Source organism: Shewanella sp. 38A_GOM-205m, from assembly GCF_000518445.1.
In the GTDB taxonomy this organism is placed as follows: domain Bacteria; phylum Pseudomonadota; class Gammaproteobacteria; order Enterobacterales; family Shewanellaceae; genus Shewanella; species Shewanella algae.
This window is the reverse complement of the sequence record NZ_KI912437.1, coordinates 115723-134648: the sequence shown is the minus strand read 5'-3', so window position 1 is coordinate 134648 and position 18926 is coordinate 115723. Positions and strand designations below refer to the sequence as shown.

At 50.8% G+C, this 18926-nt stretch carries 10 protein-coding genes and 1 CRISPR repeat array; all 10 genes read left to right on the top strand.

Annotated elements, in window-relative coordinates:
• Window positions 1-193: 193 nt before the first annotated feature.
• The gene (locus N512_RS23480; RefSeq protein ID WP_051472887.1) at window positions 194-2656 is read left to right on the top strand and encodes a TonB-dependent receptor plug domain-containing protein; all 2463 of its coding nucleotides are present in this window, start codon (window positions 194-196) and stop codon (window positions 2654-2656) included.
• A 58-nt stretch (window positions 2657-2714) separates the two neighbouring features.
• Entirely contained in the window at window positions 2715-4481 is a 1767-nt protein-coding gene (locus tag N512_RS0119620) for an ABC transporter ATP-binding protein/permease (protein ID WP_028781397.1), read from the top strand.
• Window position 4482: 1 nt separating this feature from the next.
• Complete coding sequence (locus tag N512_RS0119615; RefSeq protein ID WP_028781396.1) at window positions 4483-7332, top strand: M16 family metallopeptidase; 2850 nt, start codon at window positions 4483-4485, stop codon at window positions 7330-7332.
• A 207-nt stretch (window positions 7333-7539) separates the two neighbouring features.
• Entirely contained in the window at window positions 7540-8376 is an 837-nt protein-coding gene (locus tag N512_RS0119610) for a WYL domain-containing protein (RefSeq protein ID WP_197021478.1), read from the top strand.
• A gap of 113 nt (window positions 8377-8489) precedes the next feature.
• Window positions 8490-9479 carry a type I-F CRISPR-associated endonuclease Cas1f gene (cas1f, locus tag N512_RS0119605; RefSeq protein WP_028781394.1) on the top strand — a complete coding sequence of 330 codons (990 nt, stop codon included), beginning with the start codon at window positions 8490-8492 and terminating at the stop codon, window positions 9477-9479.
• A complete protein-coding gene (gene cas3f, locus N512_RS0119600) occupies window positions 9476-12853 on the top strand; it encodes a type I-F CRISPR-associated helicase Cas3f (RefSeq protein ID WP_028781393.1) in 3378 nt (1125 codons plus the stop codon). The genes cas1f and cas3f overlap by 4 nt, the downstream gene beginning before the upstream one ends.
• Window positions 12854-12867: 14 nt before the next feature.
• A complete protein-coding gene (gene csy1 / locus N512_RS0119595; protein ID WP_028781392.1) occupies window positions 12868-14130 on the top strand; it encodes a type I-F CRISPR-associated protein Csy1 in 1263 nt (420 codons plus the stop codon).
• On the top strand, window positions 14127-15014 hold the full coding sequence (gene csy2, locus N512_RS0119590; protein WP_028781391.1) for a type I-F CRISPR-associated protein Csy2: 888 nt from the start codon (window positions 14127-14129) through the stop codon (window positions 15012-15014). Before csy1 ends, csy2 begins: the two co-directional genes overlap by 4 nt.
• 11 nt (window positions 15015-15025) lie before the next feature.
• A complete protein-coding gene (gene csy3, locus N512_RS0119585; protein ID WP_028781390.1) occupies window positions 15026-16057 on the top strand; it encodes a type I-F CRISPR-associated protein Csy3 in 1032 nt (343 codons plus the stop codon).
• Between the two features lie 9 nt (window positions 16058-16066).
• Window positions 16067-16705, top strand: a complete 639-nt coding sequence (gene cas6f / locus N512_RS0119580) for a type I-F CRISPR-associated endoribonuclease Cas6/Csy4 (protein ID WP_028781389.1) — start codon at window positions 16067-16069, stop codon at window positions 16703-16705.
• Window positions 16706-16855: 150 nt separating this feature from the next.
• Window positions 16856-18925: a CRISPR direct-repeat array (repeat unit 28 nt; unit sequence GTTCACTGCCGCCCAGGCAGCTTAGAAA).
• Between the last annotated feature and the right edge of the window lies 1 nt (window position 18926).

Sequence of the window (18926 nt, the reverse complement as noted above, 5' to 3'; positions counted from 1 at the left end):
ATTTTTTGTCTGGAATGCTGTGGTTTTGCGCACATCATCACCAGAATGTTGACATGATTTGAGACATTATCAGCAAATAGTAATGATAACAATTGTCATTTGTATTTGATCAAGTTATTTTGGCCAACCTCACACTTTAGTGGTGCGGGTTCAACTCCTGCATCGCTGTTTTTTAACAATAAAGGGATTGAGGATGAAGAAACACGCGGCTGTAGTCTGTGGTCTGGCATTGATGCCGGTAGCTCAGGCGCAACAGGTTGATGTGGCTGATCAACAGGAGATAATCGTCAGAGAGCAGGCCGACAATGGCCTGACCCAACATGAAACCCTGACCCGGGAAGATATCAAAAAACGCCCAACCGGTGACGGTAACCTGACCGACTTGCTCAGGTCCAATCCGGCGGTGCAGTTTTCCAACAGCGCCAACAGCAGTCTGAATCAGGGGGAGATCAAACCCGCCGACATTTCCATTCACGGCAGCAATGCCTATCAAAATGCCTTCCTGCTCGATGGCATGAGCATCAACAACGACCTGGATCCGGTCGATGGCAGCGTGGTCACCAATGCCCGTCTGTCCAGTGACGAGCAGGGCTTGTATGTCGACAGCCGCCTGATAGACAGCGTGACCCTTTATGATGCCAATATCCCGGTGGAATTCGGTGGCTTTACCGGCGGGGTAGTGGATGCAACAACCCGCAGTTGGCAAGGGGAAACTGCCGCCAGCGTCTATTTCCGCCAAACGGATGCCAGTTGGAACAAGGTGCATATAGATGACAAATTGCAGTTTGACTCGGCCAATAATGACCTGTCACAACCGGCCAGATTCCAGACGGATTACAGCAAGCGCAACTATGGCCTGAGCTTTGAAACCGGCATTACCGACGACTTGGGTTTTGTGGCTTCGGTTTCCCGGCGTGAGTCGAAAATCCCCATGATGAATGTACCTACTACCGCAGTGGGACTGGATGCCAACGGTGAGTTGGTGGCCTTTAAGACAGGCGGCGGCCTCAAGCATCAACGGCGTACCTCAGACAATCTGTTCAGCAAGTTTACCTGGTACGCTTCACCACGCACCACGGCGCATCTGTCGCTGGCCTATTCGGCCTATGAGGCGGACATGTTCTTCAACGGGGTGGCCAATTCAGACTACCGCGATGAACACAAGGGCTACAGTTCTACCCTGGAGATAGAGCACGGCTTTGACGCTTCGACACTGGAGTTGTCGCTCAACTATAACCGCATGACAGACAAGCGTGCCGGCGAGCAGACTTACTGGGTGCAATTGATGGACTGGCAGAGCAATCGTTCCTACTCCTCCGGAGGCCCGGGCGATCTGGACTCGACCCAGGAAACCAGTACCGCCAAGTTGAAGTGGAAATGGGATCCCCTCAAATGGGCCGGTATGAGTCACACCTTTACCCTGGGGGGCGAAGCCAGTTACACGGACGCTGCATTCAACCGGGACAAGACTTACTACCGCAACAACTATGACGGCAGCCTGGAGATGATGGGCTGGTCACAACTGCGTCTCGATGCCTTCCTTGAAGGCAGATACAAGAGTACTCACAGCCAGTATGCCCTCTATGTTGAAGATGTGATCAACTGGGGCGATTTCAGCTTCAGGCCTGGTCTGCGGCTGGATCACGACGGCTTTGTCAATCGCAATAATCTGGCTCCGAGACTCAGCAGCAGCTGGAACCTGTTTGGCGACGGCAACACCCTGCTGACCGCCGGGGCCAACCGTTACTATGGTCGCTCCATGTTGACTTATGCTCTCTACAGCGGCCAAAACGGTGGCCTGGTGCATTGCTACTTTGACTGTAAACCCAACTCTGCCGACAACGACTGGATGCCGACCCGGGATTATGAGGGGATGGAAGACCTGCAAACGCCCTATAACGACGAGTTTACTGCCGGTGTTCAACAGATTTGGGGCAACAGCATCTGGAAGCTGAACTATGTGCACCGCAACGGCCGCGATGAAGTGCGCAGCCGTTACAAGTATCCCGGCACTGATGACTATGAACAGCGCGCCATTCGAACCTTCGACAACAGCGGCAGTACCAGCCATGACAGCGTGATCTTCACCCTGATGAATCGGGAAACCCTTCAATTCTTGGGCGCAAACCACCAGGCCAAGTTCTCGGTCGCCTGGCAGGAAACCAAGAGCAACACCCCAAAAGATCAGGGTTACAGCTATTTCGAATCCGGTCTCAATGTGGATGCCGACAAGGTTTGGTATGACGGCAAGGTCATTGCTGCGGCCGATTTACCGGCCACCGACTTCAATGCGCCTTGGAAGATAGATCTGGAACTGACCCACGAGTTCGATGACTACGGCCTCACCTGGTATAACCTGCTGCATTGGACCTCCAGCCGTGAGCAGGCCAGTCGCGATCAGAACGGTTATTTCCGCGATCCCGAGACCGGCAAGGATCTGGTTAAGTACGCCAAAGTGGATTACGCCTCGACCTTCCGTTGGGATACCAAGTTGCAATGGCAGCCCGAGTTTGCCAAGGGCGCCTCTGTGTCGGTGGAGATCTACAACCTGCTCAACCGCAAAAATGCCAACGACTCCTTTGTTTATCAGGATCAGCTCTATTTCAACTATGAGCCGGGACGTCAGTTCTGGTTGCAGTTGAACTACGAATACTAAGCTGACTCTTCGGCGGGCGGCCCAGCGGCCGCCCGTTGCTATTGATGGATTTTCCGATATGAAACATCTGGCCATGTTCTGGCATTTGATAAAACCCTTTTGGTGTAATCGGCAACGGCTGCCGGCTTTGGCATTGCTGCTGGTGGTGTTGACCTTAAGCCTCTCTTCGGTCTGGTTCAGCGTGCAGCTCAACCAGTGGAACGGCGACTTCTTCAACGCGCTGCAGCAGTTGGATGGCAGCCTGATTTACCCCCTGTTGCAGCAGTTTATGCTGATCATCGTCGCCTTGGTGCTGGTGTTGGTGTACGCCGACTACCTGAAGAAAAAGCTCATCATACAGTGGCGTGAATGGATGACCCGGGATCTATGTAGCCGCTGGCTGTCGCCGGACAGTCGCCATTACCGAATCCAGCTTGGGCAGCAGGAGCCTGACAACCCGGATCAACGCATCGCCGAGGACGTTTTCCTGCTGGTGGACACTTCGCTGGATCTGCTGTTGTCCTTCTTGCGTTCTGTACTCACCATAGGTTCTTTTGTGGTGATCCTCTGGACGCTGTCCGGCGAGATCAGCATTCCCTTGGGCGATGCCGAGTTGACCATACCCGGCTACATGGTGTGGGTCTGCCTGCTCTACACCCTGATAGGCACCCTGATCACCCACAAGGTGGGTAAGCCATTGCACCGGCTTAACTTTCAGCAACAAAAGCGTGAGGCGGATTTCCGTATCGCCCTGGTGCAGCGCCGTAACCACAGTGAAGCCATTGCCGGGCAGCGAGGTGAGGACTGCGAGCAGCAGGCTCTGGCGCAAAGCTTCTCCCGGGTAGCCGGTAACTGGTACGCCTTGATGTCCAAGGAGCGTAATCTGGCCTTCTTCACAACAGGGTACAGCCAGGTCACCATGCTGGCGCCGATATTCTTTGCTCTGCCCAAGTTTCTTGCCGGGGCAATTCAGCTCGGCGGTTTAATGCAGATAAAGATGGCCTTCACCCAGGTGGCCAGTGCCCTCAGCTGGTTTATCTACGCCTATAAAGACCTGGCGCGCTGGAGCGCTACGGTCGAGCGTCTGAGTCATTTTGAAGCCAGTCTGTTTGCCGATACGCCGCGGCCCGAGGCGGCAGTCGCCGCCAAGCCCTCAGCTGCAACAGATAGTGTTCCAGATAAAAGTGTCAATGTGCTTGAACCACAGGTAGTGCCGCTGTTGCAGGCCAGTCTGGATCTCTTGTTGCCGGATGGTCGGCCGCTGCTGCAAAGACTGCGCCTTTCACTCACACCTGGAAAGCTGCTGGTACTGCACGGCCGCTCCGGTATCGGGAAAACCAGTTTACTGCGAACCCTGGCTGGCTTCTGGGATGGCTATTGCGGGGAGCTGGCTACTCGGGTCTGTCCCTGCTGGATATCCCAGCGCCTTTATCTGCCGGAGGGTTCACTCAAGTCGCTCATCTGTTATCCGGCTGACACCCAGAGGTTTAGCGACGAACGTTGCCTCCAGGTGTTGCAGCAGGTGGGATTAGGGGAGCTGCAGGACACGCTCGAACACACAGACAACTGGCTGCAGCGGCTATCGGGCGGCGAGCAGCAAAGAGTGATGTTTGCCCGGTTGCTACTCAACGCCCCTGAGCTGATCCTGTTGGATGAAACCTCCTCGGCGCTGGACATAGCCGCCGCCACTTCGCTGCTGCAACTCTTGCGCGCCGAGTTGCCCAAGGCCTGCATAGTGTTGGTCAGCCATCAATTGCCACTGCATCAGCTGGCCGATGAGATTATTTCCCTGGAGCAGGATGAACAATCTCAACCTGCCACCATCACCCGCCTGAGGGAGGCCTGAAATGAAACCCTTGATAGTATGTTTGCTGGTCGGTTTGCTGCTGGCTTGCCAAAGCACTACTGAGCCGAAACCACAGTCACAACAACAGTCAACGTCACAGCAACCACTCGCCGAGGGCAGTTTGCCACTGAGGCCGGATCTGCAAACTTATACCTTGGCCAACGGTTTGCAGGTGCTGCTGCTGCCCAGGAAAGATCCGCGGCAAAATGTGGAACTCAGGCTGCTGGTTAAGGCCGGCTCGCTGCAGGAAACCGACGCCCAGCAGGGCTTGGCCCATTTTGTTGAACACATGGCGTTCAAGGGCACAGAGGCGTTTGCGGATCAGCAAAGCTTTAAACAACTGGAGCAGCAGGGGATCAGCCTTGGCAGCCATGTCAATGCGGTAACCAGCTTTGCTTCCACCGTCTATAAGTTGTCTTTACCCGCCGCCGACGAGCAGCAAGTGGCGTTGGGACTGAAAATCTTATCCCAGTGGGGCCATCAGCTGACATTCGATCCCCAGGCGTTTGAGCGCGAGCGGGAAGTGATCATCGAAGAGTGGCGTCTGCGTCAGGGGCTAGGGCAGAGGATCAATAGCGCCCTGGAGCAACTGCGTTATCAAGGCAGCGAACTGGCCGAGCGTAATCCTATAGGCCTGCCCGAAGTGATCCGCACTGCGCCTGTGACCCTGGCCAAGCAGTATTATCAGGACTGGTATCAGCCGCAAAATATGGTGCTGATGATGGCCGGTGAGTTCGATGTCGAAGACGCTCGGCAGCATATCGAGCATTTCTTCGGGCCTATGGCGAAGGGCGACAGTAAAGTCACCGCCGACTGGGGCCGCTTCGATGCCTCTGCTGCCGAGGTGCAACTGCAAACTGTGTTGGATCCCGAGCAATCGCAGCGTTTCATCCAACTCATGCTGCAACAGCCCTTGCCCGCGCCGCTCAATAGTATCAACGGCCAATGGCGGGATCTGCTCGACAGGCTCTGGCTGGCGGTACTGAACCGTCGTCTCGGCCTGATGGTGGATGAACAGCTGTTTGCCAAGGCGCAGCTCGGCGATCAGAGCGCGGTACTGTCGCCTTCGCGAATTCAGCATCTGGCGATTCTGCACCCGCTCGATGCCGACTACGGCACAGCGTTGCAGCGCTTTGCCACCGAGCTTAAACGTTTGGCGAGCCAAGGGGTGAGCCAAGCCGAGCTGGATGCCGTTAAGGTGCCCTTGCTGGCACGCTTGCAACAGCAGGCGCTGAGCGAGTCGCGCTATGACAGCGGTTATCTGCTCGAGCAATTGACCAATGCCGTCAGCTTTCAAATGCCTATGCTGAACAAACAGCAAGAGTGGCAGATGACCCAGACCTTTCTCGCCGAGGTCACGCCCGAGCATCTGCAGGCGGCGGTACAGTCTTTGCTGCAACAGGCTGAGGTCAAAATTGCCCTCATAGGGCCGGACACAGACGCCGAAAAGCTCAATAAAAATAGTCTGCTGACCGCCTGGCAACAGGGGCTGGCGAGCACGCCAGGCGCCTTTGCGCTCAAACCCAGGCAACTGACACTGGACTTAACGCCGCCGGCGATGAATAAGGTTGTGGATAGAGCATCACTGCCGGCGCTTGGCGCCTTGCCCAAGGTGCGCAGCGAGCGCTGGCAACTGGCCAATGGCCTGACCTTGCTGCTGCACAGCGATCCTATGCTGACCGATAACATTCAGCTGGATCTACGCCTTCCCGGTGGCCGCTCTCTGGAGAACCACAACACCAAGGGCTATGTCAGCCAGGCGCTTTACCTGCCATCCTCCTGTGGTATCGGCGAATATTCGGGCCGGGATCTGCTGGCCTTGCAGAAGCAATACGGCATCAGCATCACCGCCTATGCTGAGCTGCTGCATCATGGCCTACGTGGTCAGGCATCCGCCGATACCCTGGCGCCGCTGCTCAAGCTATTTGCCCTGCGTTTGACTCAGCCCAAGTATTGCCAGGAGGCTTTGAGCAGGCAGCTACAGGCCATTCAGCAACAGCGGAATCATATGCCCGCCGAGCGGCGCTTTATGGATGCCATCACACAAGTCGCCTTTGAGAACGGAGAGCTGCTCTTGATGCAGGGCAGTGACCCTGCATCAGAGCTGGCAAAACTTGAGCAATTAGATAGGCGACTGCTGGGTGACCCAGGCGCCATGGTGCTGAGCATCAGCGGCAATCTGCCGCTCAAGCAATTGGGCGAGCAGGCCAACCTCTGGCTCGGTCATCTTGCCAAACAGGAGGGCAAAACAGCGCAGAGCTGGACTGATCGCAACATTCGCCCCAAGGCTGAGTCTATGGAGCGCCGTTACCCCTGGAGCAGCAGCCCGAAAACCATGGTGCAGATCCAATACAGCCAGGATGCGAAGTGGAGTGCGGCAAACAGCATGGCGATGCAACTGATAGAACAGGTGCTGAACCAAAGGCTGCGGCAGAAACTGCGCACCGAGGCTTCCGGTGTTTATGTGATCCAGATGTCGCAGCTATTGGCGCGTGACCCGGCGGCTTATTATCTGGGACGGCTCAATTTCACCGCGGCGCCTGAGCGGGCCGAGGCGCTGGCCGCAGACGCCGATACTGTAGTGCAGCATCTGGTGCGCGAAGGCATGAGTGTCGCCGAGTTCAAACAGGCCAAGCAAACCCTGGCCGTGTTGCAGCGTCAACAGCGCCAAAGCGCCGCCTTTTGGAGCGCCGCGCTGGCGCAGACCATGGCCGATGAAGGGCGACTTCAGGAGCTGGCCGAGACGGATAACACGCTGAATAAGCTGACGCTGGAACAGACCAATCAGTTGCTGCAACAACTCTTGGGACAGCATAAGAAGGTCTTTATGTTGGAGCCGGCAGAGGTTTAATAGCCAAGAGCCGAGCAAGACGGCCAGTCGGCCGTCTTCTTTTACTAAACAATATGTTGAGGGCATTTATCAAAGTGATTTTTACCAAATAATATATTGTATGAGCCGTGTCGAATATTTCGCCATCAGGTCTACTCGTTGACATGGGGCTATGGCAGACTGAATTTATGTTCAGGTGACGACAGCTAAATGTCCATGGAGGGGAAGGTGAGCAATTGTAAGTTGCCGATAGAGCGATTTGCTTTTCTCGAGATGTTGGCCTTTTGGAAAGGGAGAGTCCGCAATAAAGATATCGAACACCAATTTGCAATTACCCGTCAGCAAGCCCACAAAGATTTGGCCAAATATCGGGAATTGCACCCAGGCGCCCTGATAAAGCTTGATAAGGCCTGTTTCGGGTTTGCAGAGCACGCCAGTCTCAGCTACTCATCTGCTTCCCTGGATGACTTTTTCCTCTGGTACGAGACAGGTTACTTTGCTCAGCCCCGCCCCTTGAATGGCTCCTGTGCCACCCGAATGGCATTGCCGGAACGCAACACGTGCCGCCATGTCCTCGCCGGTTTGATTAATGCCATCGAGCAAAACCTCAGGCTTGAGGTGGAATATGTCTCTCTGTCCAATCCCGAAGATGAAGGACGAATTTTTACCCCCCACACCTTAGTCAAGGCCGGCAGTCGCTACCATGTTCGGGGTTACTGTGAAAAGTCAGCGGCTTTTCGCGATCTTGTTCTGAGCCGTTTTCGGGGAATTCCTGTTGTGGAGGGCATCGCCCATCAAACTGTAAAAGATGACTCGGCCTGGCAGACCATGCTGGCGGTAATTCTGGCTCCGGATCCCCGCCTGACAGCCCAGCAACAACAGGTGCTGGCCAAGGATTATCAGATGGAGGGGGGACAACTCATTATTCAGTGCCGGGCTGCCTTGGTGGATTACCTGCTCAGGGAAATGCAGGTCAATACCAAGTATCTGGATGGCACTCCAGAGGCTCAGCAGTTGGTGCTGGTAAACCGAAATGACATCAAGCAGTGGTTATTCAATAGCTAGGACCGGCATGGTTTGAGCCGAGGTAAACTCAGTTAACCTGAGTGTCTGTACAGTATTGGTGGCAATAGGAAAGTTGGGTAAAAGTAACTGATATCTAACGCCGAGGTATTTAAATGGACGATTTCTCACCCTCTGATCTTAAAGTGATTCTGCACTCAAAACGCGCCAACATGTATTACCTCGAATATTGTCGCGTAATGCAAAAAGATGGCCGAGTACTCTATTTAACCGAAGCTGATAAAGAAAACCTCTACTTCAATATCCCTATCGCCAACACTACAGTCTTGCTGCTTGGCAACGGTACATCAATTACTCAGGCCGCTATGCGTATGCTCTCGCAGGCCGGAGTACTGGTAGGGTTTTGTGGCGGTGGTGGCACACCGTTGCATATGGCGACTGAAGTGGAGTGGTTTACACCGCAAAGTGAATATCGCCCTACCGAATACCTGCAAGGCTGGCTCTCATTTTGGTTTGATGATGAAAAGCGCTTAGCCGCTGCAAAACAATTTCAAAATGCCCGAATCGACTACTTACAAAAGGTGTGGCGCACTGACCGTGAACTCGCTCTGGAAAAGTTCAATGTTCAGGATCAGGTTATCCAACAATCACTTGAAACCTTCCACAAGCGCACAGTGGCAGCCAGTCAATCCTCAGAGCTGCTGCTTACCGAAGCGCAATTAACAAAAGTTCTATACAAATACGCGGCCAATAATACCGGCAAAGAGGGTTTTTCTCGCCAACAACAACCCGACAAAAAATGTACCGACAAAGCCAACGACTTTTTAAACCATGGCAACTACTTAGCTTATGGTTTGGCAGCAAGCTGCTTGTGGGTATTGGGGATTCCGCATGGCTTTGCCGTGATGCATGGTAAAACCCGCCGCGGTGCTTTGGTGTTTGATGTGGCCGATTTAATCAAAGACGCCATTGTGCTGCCCTGGGCCTTTGTTTGTGCCAAAGAAAACGCAACCGAACAAGAGTTTCGCCAGCAAATATTGCAAGCCTTTATTGAGCACAAAGCACTCGACTTTATGTTTGACACAGTAAAACGCGTTGCCCTGCGAGATCAGGGTGAACAAGAGCGCGAGGCAATCCCATTATGATGGTCACCTTTGTCTCTCAGTGTGAAAAAAACGCGCTTAAGAAAACCCGTCGCGTACTGGATGCTTTCGCCAACCGGATTGGCGATAACACCTGGCAAACCCTGATCACCGAAGAGGGATTGTTAACGGTGAAGAAAATGCTACGTCAAACCGCCAGCCGCAGCACTGCCGTCAGTTGCCATTGGATCCGCTCTCGCTCCCGCAGCCAGTTTTTATGGGTGGTGGGGAGTAAAAGGAAATTTAATTTGGAAGGTGTGGTGCCAGTTAACAGTACTGAGAAAGATTTACTCAACAGCGACTATGAAAGTGATTGGAAATATTTACCCTTGGTTAAGGCGATCACTGGCATGGCTGCTTTGCTGCACGATTGGGGTAAGGCTTCTTTACTTTTTCAGGAAAAATTAAATCCAGAGATTAAAACCCAGCATAAAGGCGACCCACTGCGCCATGAGTGGATCTCTTGCCTGTTATTTCATCAGTTCGTTACAAGCCAGATGAGTGATAGTCACGATGAAGCATGGTTGAACTTTCTGATCAACCAAGGCATTGATGAGTCGCGATTGACTTACCAGAGGTTACAAACGGCAAAGCCACTAAGCGAACTGCCCAACGCAGCAGCATTGATTAGTTGGTTAATTGTTTCTCATCACAGATTACCGCTGCCCAAAAAAGAAGATATGTGTCGGGAGCAGCGAGAGAATCGTAATAGTTCGCTTGGTGATTTGTTGGCCAGAATCACTTCGGCATGGGGATATGAAAACCAATTTGAGGATTACAACAGGCTGTTACCCAAATGCTTTGAATTTCCTTTAGGGCTACTTTCTCAATCACAAACTTGGCTAACGGCATTGCAACGCCGTGCGAAGGATTTATTGCATCAGTTGCCTTTGTTAGATCAAGCGATGAATGACGGCAGCTGGCGCGTGGTTTTACACCATGCACGGTTGTGCTTGATGCTGGGCGACCATTATTACTCTTCGCAAGCCAATGATCCTAGTTGGAAGGTTTCAACCGAGCTGTACGCCAATACAGATCCAGAGACCAAAGAGCGTAAACAAAAGCTGGATGAACATTTGGTTAATGTCGCCAGGGTGGCGGTGAATACGGTGAAGTTACTGCCCTTTTTTGAATCTGAGCCGCTAAAAGCGACTGAACTCACCGAGCTGGCACCCAAGGCAAACACCCCCAAAGCGTTCCGTTGGCAAGATAAAGCGGTACGTAAAATTATCGAGTGGCGTGAGCATACTGAAGATAAAAGCCAAGGTTATTTTGTGGTCAACATGGCGAGTACTGGCTGTGGGAAAACCATGGCTAACGCCAAAATCATGCAGGCGCTCTCGGAGGATGGTGAAAGTCTGCGTTTTATTCTCGCGCTTGGTTTGCGCACCCTTACTTTGCAAACTGGTGATGAATACAAACAGCGGCTCAAACTGCAAGATAAAGATCTCGCTGTGCTCATTGGCTCTAAGGCGATTTACGAGTTACATCACCAGACTGGTGCGCAAGTCGATAAGGAAGAAATGGAACTTAATCAAGCTGAGCTTGGCTCTGAATCGATGGAAAGCTTGCAAGAAGAAACTGATGAACTGCATTGGCAGGGCGTATTGCCTGAAGAAGAACTCACTACTGTTTTAATCAAGGAAAAAGATCGCAAGTTGCTGTATGCCCCGGTACTGGTTTGCACCATAGATCATATTATGGCAGCTACTGAAACCAAACGGGGTGGGCGTTATATATTGCCTTGCTTACGGTTAATGTCATCCGACTTGGTGATAGATGAAATCGATGATTTTACTGGCGACGATCTGATTGCGATTGGCAGACTCGTTCACTTGGCCGGTATGTTGGGGCGCAAAGTCATGATTTCCTCTGCCACTATACCGCCGGATTTAGCGCTCGGTTTGTACAATGCCTATCGCCAGGGGTGGGCAGTATTTGCCGCCAGTCGTGACCGAAACGCCAGCATTAATTGTATTTATATTGATGAATTTATGGCACATACTCAGTTGGTGGGGAGCAATGATTATGACTTGGAGGCTTACCAGGCCTTGCAACAAGGCTTTATCAATAAACGGGTCGAGAAGCTCAAACAGCAAACCGCCAAACGTAAAGCCGAAATTATCCCCTGCCTCAAACAACCAGATTTACCGCTTGATACTCAGTATTTTGCAACAGTAAAGCAAGCGGTTCTGGCCAAACACCGGCACCACTCTACCTTAGAGCCCCAAAGCCAAATTCAAGTTTCCTTTGGTGTGGTGCGCCTTGCCAATATTCAACCCTGTGTCGAGCTAACCAAGTACTTACTCAGTTGTGATTGGCCAGCAGATACCGAAGTACGTTGCATGGCTTACCACAGTCAGCAAGTGCTGTTGCTGCGCCACGAGCAAGAAAAGCATCTAGATGAGGTGCTTAAGCGTAAAGAAGCAGCGAACGAATTACCGGTTGCCTTTACCCATCCCATAATTCGCGGTCATTTGGATGCCTGTTCTGCAAAAAATATGATCTTTATTTTGGTGACGACGCCTGTGGAAGAAGTGGGGCGCGACCATGACTTTGATTGGGCGGTGATAGAGCCCTCTTCTTTTCGTTCGATTATTCAAATGGCAGGCCGTGTACGCAGGCACCGTGATGGAGAAATTCCTGTGCCCAATATTGGCTTGTTGCAGTACAACCTCAAAGGGTTCAAGGGGGGAGAAGAGCGAGTATTTAACCGTCCTGGCTATGAAACCGACCGAACTACTCAGCTCGTCACTCATGATTTAACCCAGTTGGTGGACGAAAAGCCATTGCTGCAATCGCTTAATGCGGTTGCTCGAATTCAGAAGCGAGCGACGTTGGAGCCACAAAAAAACTTGGCAGATTTAGAGCACTTTGCCACCGCCAAAACATGCGGCACGGATCAAATCGGCAAGTCAGAAGTAAGCGAAGTTAACCGCCGGGATAGATTCAGCCGCAACCGTCGCGAAAGCCGACCTCAATCTTGTTGGTGTGAGCATTTACACGGTCATATTCATGGCTACTGGTGGCTTACGGCATTGCCGCAATACTTCAAACGCTTTCGTAAAAGTGAACCCTCAGTGCAAATCTACTTAGTTAAAAAAGCGCGCTGCATAGAGTTTTGCCTGCGTGAAGGGCAAGGCGGTTTATACCCGATTGAGCGCACCTTGAATATTGAGCATCAACCGCTTGCGCCAGAACAACAGCAGAAACTTTGGCTGCTACGTGATTACGGCGAGTTAGTTAATCAATACAGCACAAGTGCTGAGCAGGAGTTTGCTACATCAGTGCGATACGGAGAAATCAGTTTTATCTACCGGGAAGGAAGTCAGCAATACAGTTATAACGACCAATTAGGCTTGGTTAAGGTTAAATAGTGGAGGGATTTACCGTGCTAGATCCAGCAATAGTCACCTTCTTTGCCGAGCGCAAAGAAGCCTGGCTTAAGAAAAATGTCAGTACCTCGATGCAAGAATCAGAAGTATTGGAAAAACAGCGGGAGTGTGAGCAAAACTTTCTGTTGGCAAATTGGTTACCCGATGCTGCTAAAAGGGCTGGGCAAATCTCAATAGCCTCACATCCCTGCACCTTTAGTCATCCGAGTGCGCGAAAGAACAAAAATGGCTATGTCTCATCGATAATTGCCAAGAATAAACCGAGTGCCGATGGCTTTCTGCGATCAGGCAATGTGGCGGTAGAGCCAGATGCACTCGGCAATGCAGCGGCATTGGACGTGTATAAGTTCCTGAGCTTGCCGATGAGCGATCAACGCTCTCTGCTCGTGCATATTGAACAAGAAAGTGAGTTGGCTCGCCAGTTGCTAGAGGTGCCAACCTGTGATTATCAGACGCTACGAGACGGTTTTTTAAAAATGATCGATAGCGATCAAGCTTCGGTATCCAGCTCGAAGATTAAGCAGGTCTATTTCCCGGTAGCCGAAGGTGAATATCATTTATTGTCGCTATTGACCCATTCAGGCCATCTTTTTGAATTACGCAAACGACTTGATGCAATGCGATTTGGGGAGCTTGTTAAAGAGGTAAGAGAGTGCAAAAAAGCCAATCGATTTCACCCAGAGGGCTATCAAGAAATATTTGGTCTAACGACCATTGGCTTTGGCGGTACAAAACCTCAAAACATCAGTGTGCTCAATAACCAAAATGCGGGAAAAGCCCATCTTCTTCCATCCATTCCGCCTAACTTAACACCCAGAGAAATCCGCTTGCCTAAGACGGACTTTTTCAAAGAGTGTTTTACCGCTTGGCAAGCCAAGGAGGTGTTGGAAGCGTTGCATCGACTGTTTAAAGCCGACTATAACAACATCAATATCCGTAGTGGACGCGATTACCGCATTCAGCAATACGTTGATTTGGTTATTGAAAAAATGTGGCAAGTGCGCCTGTTTCTCACTGACCATCAAGGCGTTCTGCCAAGCGAATTGCCATTGGAGCAAAAAGTTTGGTTGTACCCTGAATTTGAGTCGCAGCGAGAACAAGAAAATGAGTGGCTCGATAAAATCACTCGCCATATTGCCCGTGGCTTAATCAACCACTACAGCCGCAGCAAAGTCATCAGCAACCCCTTATTACTGGCCGATCAAGAACTCTTGGCCATTGAGACCGTGGTTGCCAGCAATAGGGAGAACTTTCGATGAGAGTGCTGATTTTGCCCCATATTAAAATTCACAACGCCAATGCACTCTCAAGCCCTTTTACCATCGGTTTTCCGGCCATGACAGCATGGTTAGGCTTTGTGCATGCCTTAGAGCGTAAACTGAACCAAGCCGGTCTGTCTGAGTTAATGCTGCACAGTGTCGCCGTTGTCAGTCATTGCTGTGATGTACAAACTCACAAAGGTGAGGGCGATTTTGTCCATTCAATCATTGGTACAGGTAACCCACTCGATAAGGACGGTTCGCGTTCGGCATTTATAGAAGAAGCACGCTGTCATTTAGACGTCTCTTTAGTGATTGAGTGGAGTGGCAATGAGGAGCAAGTTCAGCAGCCAGACTTTACCCAGCAGTTGCAAGCAGTGTTAGCAACGATGAAAGTCGCAGGAGGCGACGTTCTTTCCGTTGGGTTGCCCTCAGTCAAATCTGTGATTGCGGAACAGGATACAGCCCAAGTCCTACGCCAATTAATGCCGGGCTATGTGCTGCTAGAACGGCGCGATCTAATGATAGAGGCCATGCAGCAAGGCAATGATGCATTAGATGCACTGCTTGGCTACCTCAGTGTTAACCACAATTGTGAACAGCTTGAAGATGGCAGTGTTGTTTGGCATAGCCAACGCAAGACGAGTGGCTGGATTGTGCCGATTGCCACTGGGTTTCAGGGCATTTCACCATTAGGTGAGGCAAAAAATCAGCGCGATCCATCAGTGCCGCACCGCTTTGCTGAAAGTGTGGTCACACTGGGTGAGTTTGTTATGGCGCACAAAATTAAAAACCTCGATGACGCCCTTTGGCAATACCACTCCGATTTAGAAAACGATCTTTACCTTTGTCAGCCAGTTAACGCTATCAACGAACATCAATAAGGAACAATCTCATGGCTAAAAATAACGACACCGCGTCAGTATTGGCATTTGAAAAAAAACTAGTCCCATCAGATGGCTATCTCTTTGGCACTAGCTGGGACGCTAAAGAACAGGCCACTCCTTTATCGTTACAAGAAAAATCGGTACGTGGAACCATTTCTAACCGTTTAAAAGCGGCAGTAAAAAATGATCCGCTTAAGTTAAATGCCGAAGTGGAGAAAGCAAACTTACAACGTGTCGATGCCTGTGCTCTGGGGCAAGATCAAGACACTCTTAAACTCCATTTCACCCTAAAAGTGTTGGGTGGTTTAGCTCAACCTTCGGCTTGTAATAATGCGCAATTCAAACAGAGCTATAGTGCCGCAGTTGAGCAGTACATTGCCAAGCATGGTTGTTTTGAATTGGCAAAACGCTACGCCACTAACCTGGCAAACGCGCGTTTCTTATGGCGTAACCGAGTGGGTGCTGAAGAAATTGAAGTGCAAGTTAAGGCGCTTAATAAAGGGGCGGAGCAAACTTGGACGTTTGACGCCAAAAAGTTCAGCACCCGCCATTTCGATCATAACGACGAACAAGTGAGTAGTTTGGCTGAACGCATTGCCAAGGCCTTGGCCAGTGAGTCCGAACACCTGATGCTGCAAATTGACTGCTACGCAAAAGTGGGTAAAGCGCAAGAAGTTTATCCAAGTGAAGAGCTAGTGTTGGATAAAGGCAATAGCAAAACCAAGAAAAGTAAAATTCTTTATGCCGTTAATGAACATGCAGCGATGCACTCACAAAAAATAGGTAATGCATTGCGTTCTATTGATACTTGGTATCCAGAATATGCTTTGGCAGAACAAAGTGCAGGGGCGATTGCCATAGAACCTTATGGCGCAGTGACCAATTTGGGTAAAGCATTCCGCACTCCGAAAGATAAGCAGGATTTTTACAGCTTCTTTGACAAGTGGGCTCGTGGAGAACCACTACCGCGTGAAGAAGATGAACATTATGTGGTGGCCGTGTTGGTGCGCGGTGGGGTATTCGGCGAAAGTGATAAATAGGTGGCGGTAATGAACTACTACCAAGAAATTACCTTACTACCGGATGTCGATATCTCGCTTGGTTTCCTCTGGCAAAATGTATTTCAACAAGTGCATATTGCACTTGTTGAACACAAAGTGGATGCAAATCAGTCTAGTGTTGCGGTTGGCTTTCCTGATTATCTCCGGGCTAAGTTTCCCCTGGGCGGTAAATTGCGCCTCTTTGCCAAAGAACAAGCGTCATTGGAAAAGCTAGCCATTCACCAATGGCTGAATCGGTTCGAAGACTATGCGCATATTAAAGGGATCAAACCCGTACCGAGTGATGTTTCCTACGTGAGCTTTGTACGCAAACAGGTGAAATCGCCTGAGCGGATTGAGCGGGCTATGCAGCAAAAGGCGGCATTATGGGCGGCAAAGTCGGGCAAGCCGCTGGCCGAGTGCTTAACCGATCTTGAAAAAAGCAAACCGACTGGGCAGTGTGATTTGCCATTTATCTTCTTGCACAGCCAGCAAACGAAACAACGTTCGCCGGACAAAAACAGCAAGTTCCCGCTGTTTATCGAAAGATATCCGCAAAGTACACCTGTGGATGGGCCGTTCGATTGCTACGGGCTGAGTCGTAAAGTTAATGGTATTGCATCGCTTGGAACAGTACCGCACTTTTAAGCATCAAAGGGGGAGTTTTACCCTTTATTTTTGCTCTTTAAAAATAAGCTTTATATACAATCAGTTACAACAGGTGGTATTCAACAGGGTAAAAATAGCTTTTTTATCCTAACCACCTGTTGTGACTTTCTTTTATTGCTTTATTCTATTGTTCACTGCCGCCCAGGCAGCTTAGAAAGCATTCCCGAATTCCCCCCTCTGCTCGGCTCAGTTCACTGCCGCCCAGGCAGCTTAGAAATTTCATCGTCTTGTTCATGCGATAAATCATCCGTTCACTGCCGCCCAGGCAGCTTAGAAATTGTGGGCGTATCGTTAAAAGTGAGCAGTTTTGTTCACTGCCGCCCAGGCAGCTTAGAAATCTCAACCATGTGGAGAATCGCCTTGCTCTTGGTTCACTGCCGCCCAGGCAGCTTAGAAATATTGAAACACTCGAGCAGTTTCAGCAGTTCGGTTCACTGCCGCCCAGGCAGCTTAGAAAAGAGCAGCACGGCAGTCCGAAATCCAGCGAACGTTCACTGCCGCCCAGGCAGCTTAGAAACTGGTAAAGCCTTATTGATATCAAAATGTTCTAGTTCACTGCCGCCCAGGCAGCTTAGAAATCGATGCAGATGGCTTCGGTCTGGTCTTTGACGTTCACTGCCGCCCAGGCAGCTTAGAAACTTATGTTAAGGAAACACCTATAGGCACAATTGTTCACTGCCGCCCAGGCAGCTTAGAAATAGAAAAGAAGCCAATCCAAGAATCAGAGCTAGTTCACTGCCGCCCAGGCAGCTTAGAAATTGGTGTACATCTCAAATCCGCTTGCATTTGGGTTCACTGCCGCCCAGGCAGCTTAGAAATTGCTGCAAACGACTGGCCAACGTCAACGGTCGTTCACTGCCGCCCAGGCAGCTTAGAAAAATATAAATGAATCTATTAAGAGTCTTAAGTCGTTCACTGCCGCCCAGGCAGCTTAGAAATATCAATCGCGCCGAGACCGATAAAGCGTGTTGTTCACTGCCGCCCAGGCAGCTTAGAAATTGGCGAAACCTTCCTCCTTTTCCGTTAACTTGTTCACTGCCGCCCAGGCAGCTTAGAAAAAAAGTACTTGCAAAAGAAAATAGGTTTGCTAGTTCACTGCCGCCCAGGCAGCTTAGAAATGATGCACGAGAAGGGTCGCGACGATGCCAAAGTTCACTGCCGCCCAGGCAGCTTAGAAAAGCTCAATCAGCTGGATAAGTTCCTTGAGTCTGTTCACTGCCGCCCAGGCAGCTTAGAAATTTTCAGCGTATCGACAAGGAAACGCTTTGATGTTCACTGCCGCCCAGGCAGCTTAGAAAATTCACGATCTCAGTACAACAATCACTAAACAGTTCACTGCCGCCCAGGCAGCTTAGAAAAAAAGTTAAAGACAAACCATCCCCCACGCCTCGTTCACTGCCGCCCAGGCAGCTTAGAAAAAAGCAATCGAATCAGCAGTAGCAAACATTCAGTTCACTGCCGCCCAGGCAGCTTAGAAAGCTATCAGAGAGCGCCCAATATTTTACTTGCTGTTCACTGCCGCCCAGGCAGCTTAGAAATATCATTGTCGATGATGGAGATGGAAATCTCTGTTCACTGCCGCCCAGGCAGCTTAGAAAAATGTTCCTCATAAGAGCTTATTCATAGTGATGTTCACTGCCGCCCAGGCAGCTTAGAAAAGGACCGGAGAGCTTGAGTCTATAGTTCTTTGGTTCACTGCCGCCCAGGCAGCTTAGAAATCGATGCAAATGGCTTCGGTCTGGTCTTTGACGTTCACTGCCGCCCAGGCAGCTTAGAAATGTTGCCAGGGAGCATCAGAATTAACTATCAAGTTCACTGCCGCCCAGGCAGCTTAGAAAAATATATTCCCGAGGCCTTTATTGACAAAAAGGTTCACTGCCGCCCAGGCAGCTTAGAAAATTTGATAGCATCAGCTCTTTGATCCTGTCCCGTTCACTGCCGCCCAGGCAGCTTAGAAACGTTATTGATGAACAACTAGGCGTTGAAAGCATGTTCACTGCCGCCCAGGCAGCTTAGAAATGACGAATGTTTGACGCGGACAGTTCTCAGCGGTTCACTGCCGCCCAGGCAGCTTAGAAATTCGTCAGCGCAAAGCTCTAAAGCGTCCCGTTGTTCACTGCCGCCCAGGCAGCTTAGAAAACCAAATGCCACGCCATTTAACCGCTGCTTAAGTTCACTGCCGCCCAGGCAGCTTAGAAAG

Bases quoted from the DNA above. Each gene is read 5' to 3' on its own strand.
- csy3 (WP_028781390.1), top strand. From the start codon at position 15,026: ATGGCTAAAAATAACGACACCGCGTCAGTATTGGCATTTGAAAAAAAA.
- cas6f (WP_028781389.1), top strand. From the start codon at position 16,067: ATGAACTACTACCAAGAAATTACCTTACTACCGGATGTCGATATCTCG.
- cas3f (WP_028781393.1), top strand. From the start codon at position 9,476: ATGATGGTCACCTTTGTCTCTCAGTGTGAAAAAAACGCGCTTAAGAAA.
- cas1f (WP_028781394.1), top strand. From the start codon at position 8,490: ATGGACGATTTCTCACCCTCTGATCTTAAAGTGATTCTGCACTCAAAA.
- N512_RS0119615 (WP_028781396.1), top strand. From the start codon at position 4,483: ATGAAACCCTTGATAGTATGTTTGCTGGTCGGTTTGCTGCTGGCTTGC.
- N512_RS0119620 (WP_028781397.1), top strand. From the start codon at position 2,715: ATGAAACATCTGGCCATGTTCTGGCATTTGATAAAACCCTTTTGGTGT.
- N512_RS23480 (WP_051472887.1), top strand. From the start codon at position 194: ATGAAGAAACACGCGGCTGTAGTCTGTGGTCTGGCATTGATGCCGGTA.
- csy2 (WP_028781391.1), top strand. From the start codon at position 14,127: ATGAGAGTGCTGATTTTGCCCCATATTAAAATTCACAACGCCAATGCA.